At 41.9% G+C, this 4,499-nt stretch carries 6 protein-coding genes; 4 read left to right on the top strand and 2 right to left on the bottom strand.

The features are described from left to right. The 3 genes from CALSC_RS23390 to CALSC_RS23385 all read left to right on the top strand — a co-directional run. Positions 1-372 (top strand): TPR end-of-group domain-containing protein (locus CALSC_RS23390; RefSeq protein ID WP_143288351.1); only part of this gene is annotated, 372 nt, incomplete at its 5' end. Positions 373-434: 62 nt separating this feature from the next. Continuing rightward, entirely contained in the window at positions 435-599 is a 165-nt protein-coding gene (locus CALSC_RS27120) for a hypothetical protein (RefSeq protein ID WP_200817729.1), read from the top strand. Positions 600-928: 329 nt separating this feature from the next. Further along, positions 929-1,456 (top strand): AAA family ATPase, encoded by a 528-nt coding sequence (locus CALSC_RS23385; protein ID WP_088243642.1) that lies wholly within the window; start codon positions 929-931, stop codon positions 1,454-1,456. A gap of 15 nt (positions 1,457-1,471) precedes the next feature. On the opposite strand, the gene CALSC_RS23380 is transcribed toward CALSC_RS23385, so the two are convergent. Next, the gene (locus CALSC_RS23380; RefSeq protein ID WP_088243641.1) at positions 1,472-1,732 is read right to left on the bottom strand and encodes a ParE family toxin-like protein; all 261 of its coding nucleotides are present in this window, start codon (positions 1,730-1,732) and stop codon (positions 1,472-1,474) included. Continuing rightward, the gene (locus tag CALSC_RS23375) at positions 1,729-1,935 is read right to left on the bottom strand and encodes a hypothetical protein (RefSeq protein ID WP_088243640.1); all 207 of its coding nucleotides are present in this window, start codon (positions 1,933-1,935) and stop codon (positions 1,729-1,731) included. The genes CALSC_RS23380 and CALSC_RS23375 overlap by 4 nt, the downstream gene beginning before the upstream one ends. Before the next feature lie 282 nt (positions 1,936-2,217). Here CALSC_RS23375 and hflX point away from each other — a divergent pair, with 282 nt between their 5' ends. After that, a complete protein-coding gene (hflX, locus tag CALSC_RS23370; protein WP_088243639.1) occupies positions 2,218-3,966 on the top strand; it encodes a GTPase HflX in 1,749 nt (582 codons plus the stop codon). Positions 3,967-4,499: the final 533 nt, after the last annotated feature.

Below are 4,499 nucleotides of genomic sequence, written 5' to 3'. Positions count from 1 at the left end.
TACGGACGGGGTTATGCTCTAGGTAATTTAGGAAGATATGAAGAAGCGCTCGCATCCTATGATAAAGCTGTGGTAATTAAACCTGACTACCATGAAGCTTGGTACAACCGGGGTTATGCTCTAGGTAATGTAGGAAGATATGAAGAAGCGCTCGCATCCTATGATAAAGCACTAGCAATTAAACCTGACTTACACCTAGCTTGGTACAACAAAGCTCGTTGTTACGTATTACAAAATCAACTCGATCAAGGACTTGAGAATCTAAGCAAAGCCATCCATCTTAATTCTGAATGTGGAGAATGGGCAAAAACCGACTCGGATTTTGATATTATCCGTGATGATGCACGGTTTGTGGCGTTGATTCAAGGATAACTACTGATGAATAAAAAATATATCGCAAAATAATTAATAGGGAAGCTACAGCCAACAAAAATATGAATGTTGAATTGATTAAGCTGATTTATGAACTTGAACTTCAACCAGGGGAGAAACTGAACCTCCCAGAATCAATACTGGAAAATGTGACTGCGGGACACTGGATAATCACTATTCAACAAAAAGCAGAATCAGCCAAATATATCCGCACCTCACTAGGCTGATAAACGCTATATTACTAGCTAAAATAGGGCAAATTTCGGAATCAGATGCCAATAACTTAAAAAAATATGGGATTTGTATGTTAAGCCCCAATTTTAATTAAAAATTGATTCAAAAAGAGGCAGAGGAACAGGGGGATGTTTAGATGGAGATTGTACCCCACCTGAACGAAAACGACTTACAGAAGTCGGGGATTGTGACCCTTCGCTCCACGGCAGGAGGGAAGAGGCATTCCCTCTGCCCCCTGCCCCTTTCCCCCCTGCTTTTTGTTCAAGCTCGTAATTCCCCAAAATACATTGTAGTTATATCGGGTTTGTTCAATGTTGAAACAATGCAACGTATTTCCATAATAGGTACAAGTGGTTCCGGAAAAACCACCTTAGCCCGTCAAATTTCCCAAAATCTTGCCATTCCCCACATAGAATTGGACTATCTCTACTGGGAGCCTAATTGGGTAGAAGTACCAAATAACATCTTCCAACAAAGGGTAGAACAATCTTTGACAAGTGACAGTTGGATTGTAGATGGTAATTACAGCAAAGTCAGGGATTATGTTTGGAAAAAAGCAGATACAGTCGTGTGGCTTGACTACTCACTACCTGTAATTCTGAACCGTGTTTTACGTCGCACCTATGAACGAGTAACAAAACAACAAGAAGTGTGTAACGGAAACCTAGAAACCTGGAAAAAAACATTGAGCCGGGATTCCATTATTCTCTGGGTATTTCAAACTTACAAGCGGCGACGCAAAGAATACCCAATTTTATTACAACAACCAGAATACGCCCATTTACAAATAATACATTTGCGATCGCCCCAAGCGACACAAGATTGGTTGTTACACCAGTCAAAATTATAGAATTTTAGGCATACGCTAATTTGAGTCTAATATTTTGTCATATTCGGCATGTGTTCCGATCCAAAACCAAGCTAGATCATTATTATCTTCCACTGCGATCGCTCTGTAGTGTAAACCCACTCGAACTGACCAGAATCGCCCTACTTTCTTAAAATGTAGTGAAGGGTATCGAGGATCTTGTTTGAGCAACTCGTAACATCTATCTGCAAGCTCTTGGATTTCTGATGGCAACTGTCGATAATAATACCAAAAATCCGGGGTTGCTCGATGTTTCACAAATCACTACATTTCCCTTGTTGTAAATCTTTTAATGCTTTGTCTGCTAGTGCATCTAGCCTACCAGAAACCACATCTTTCTCAAATTGTCGATCCCAATTTGCGGCATCAAATTCTGCAAACCAAGTCCGAAATTTGGCGAGATCCTCACTAGAAAGTTGACTGACAGCGCGTTCAATTTCTCCCAAATCACTCTTATTCATCAGCTTGAATTGTTTACATATCTACTTGTAATTATAGATTCTTTAGGTTTTGCTTCCTCAACCCAATCTACCAGATCAGCGATCGCTCTTGGTTAATGATTGATAAAAATCTCATAGCGGTAAAGATTTATGAATGTTCAAAAACCAGTTAAAATCCTTCAACCTCTTAATTTAAATAAGTTTTAATACTCATACAACCTCCCTAGGATATAAATCCCAGAGCAAAACCATGTTGTAAAATAGACTATAGATGAATTCGGGGAACCAGTAAACTGGTCATACATGTCAATAGAGACTATCTTCGGTAATCTCCAAGGTTTAAAATCCAGCCAGCTAAAGCAACTCCAAAGGCTTTATCACCAACGCATACCAGGCGATCGCATCACTACGCCCGAGTTCGCTCAACGGCTGGCCGCTATCAGCACGGATATAAAACAACCCGTGTGTGCCTATCTCAACCGTCGTGGACAGGTAATGCGTGTGGGAGTTGGTACTCCCCGGCAAACACAAATTCCTCTGTTAGAATTACCCCGTTACGGTGCGGAACGACTTAGTGGTATTCGTTGTATCTCTACCCATATGAAGTCGGAACCCCCCAGTGAAGGGGTATTAACTTCTATGGCACTACAACGCCTAGATACATTAGTCGTATTAAATATTACTGGTGCTGGATTTACCCGTCGTGGTGGTGGTGCAACTGGCTATGTGAAGGAAGCCTATTTAGCACACCTCACACCCCAAGATACCCGCGCCTTAATTGCTAGCTCCAATTTGCAATCGGGAGCCAGTCCCGTACCTCACCCCAGTTGGAGTATATCTCCAGCCATGAGTCTAGATGCCCTGGGTAAACAGGACTTTATTGACTTAGTAGAAGGGTTAGAGGAAGAATTCAGCCGGGAATTTATTGCCCAGGAAGTTGATAGCGATCGCGATCGGGTGGTAATTGTGGGAGTAATGACAGAGAGAATTGGCACCCATACTTTCCAAGACACCTTAGCTGAATTAGCGCGATTGGTGGACACTGCTGGTGGTGACGTATTGCAGACTTTATGGCAAAAGCGATCGCGGATTCATCCCCAAACCGTAGTCGGGGAAGGTAAGGTACAAGAAATTGCCTTAACAGCCCAAACTTTGGGGGCGAATTTAGTCGTCTTTGACCGAGATTTATCCCCCGCCCAAGTCCGTAATTTAGAGGCACAAATCGGGCTTAGGGTTGTAGATAGAACCGAAGTAATTTTAGATATCTTTGCCCAACGCGCCCAATCTGGTGCAGGGAAATTACAGGTGGAATTGGCACAACTTGAATATATGCTACCCAGATTAGCTGGTAGGGGTGAGGCAATGTCTCGATTGGGTGGTGGTATCGGTACCCGTGGGCCTGGTGAAACAAAGCTAGAAACGGAACGACGCGCCATTCAACGGCGTATTTCTCGCCTCCAAAGGGAAGTCAATCAATTCCAGGCACACCGCGCCCGCTTACGACAACGCAGGCAACATCATGAAGTACCTTCTGTGGCTTTGGTTGGTTACACAAATGCTGGTAAATCTACGTTGTTAAACACCTTGACCAATGCAGAAGTTTATACCGCCGACCAATTATTTGCCACCCTTGACCCCACCACCCGGAGATTAGCTGTTCCTCACCCAGACAGCAATCAACCCCAAGAAATTTTGATTACGGATACCGTGGGATTTATTCATGAATTACCTGCATCATTAATGGATGCTTTCCGCGCCACCTTGGAGGAAGTCACAGAAGCGGATGCTTTGCTGCATTTAGTGGACTTGTCCCATCCGGCTTGGTTAACCCATATTCGTTCAGTTAGGGATATTTTGGCACAAATGCCAGTGACACCTGGTCCGGCGCTGGTGGCTTTCAACAAAATTGATGATGTCGATCACGATACCTTGGTGCAAGCACGGGAAGAATTTCCCTTAGCAGTGTTTATTTCTGCTAGCCAGCGTTTGGGTTTAGAAACCTTGCGTCAACGTCTTGGACTTTTGGTTGACTATGCTGTGACTTCAGGATGAAGTAATAAATAATAAGTAATAAGTAATAAGTAATAAGTAATAATTCTCATCTACTTTGAGAATCGTAGTTTTCGCTCCATGAATTTGGGGATTGCTACTCTGCGAGAAGCCGTTGCGTGTTTATGGAGCGTCGCAATGACACATCCAAATAATCATCAACTCCAGGTTTCAACATGGACGGGGTTAAGTTTTTTGTGCATAGATGTTAGCATTCAAAAATGTCCTAATGTGCTTTGGTAGTGCTATAAATCTTGGTAAATTTTAAAAATCAGGATGCTCCCATTTTTGCAATCATAGGCTGAAACTATTAGTATCAGTATATTTTCTGAATCATAAAATTGTGATTATTCTAAAATCTAGTATTATTTATTAGATAGTTAAGAGTATTTACGATGTTGAGATTTACTGGATTATTTACTCTTTAGAAACAACAGTGATAGCTCTGATTTTTAGCCAAATTCATTTAACTCTTACATAAGAAAATGAATTATGTACTTTTAGCAAATATCAGCCTTTCTCTATTTACTCTCTAC

The organism is Calothrix rhizosoleniae SC01, assembly GCF_900185595.1.
Classification (GTDB): domain Bacteria; phylum Cyanobacteriota; class Cyanobacteriia; order Cyanobacteriales; family Nostocaceae; genus Calothrix_A; species Calothrix_A rhizosoleniae.
Note: the sequence above shows the minus strand (reverse complement) of the source record. Positions and strands in the feature narration are given on the sequence as shown.

Bases quoted from the DNA above. Each gene is read 5' to 3' on its own strand.
- CALSC_RS27120 (WP_200817729.1), top strand. From the start codon at position 435: ATGAATGTTGAATTGATTAAGCTGATTTATGAACTTGAACTTCAACCA.
- CALSC_RS23385 (WP_088243642.1), top strand. From the start codon at position 929: ATGCAACGTATTTCCATAATAGGTACAAGTGGTTCCGGAAAAACCACC.
- CALSC_RS23375 (WP_088243640.1), bottom strand. From the start codon at position 1,935: ATGAATAAGAGTGATTTGGGAGAAATTGAACGCGCTGTCAGTCAACTT.
- hflX (WP_088243639.1), top strand. From the start codon at position 2,218: ATGTCAATAGAGACTATCTTCGGTAATCTCCAAGGTTTAAAATCCAGC.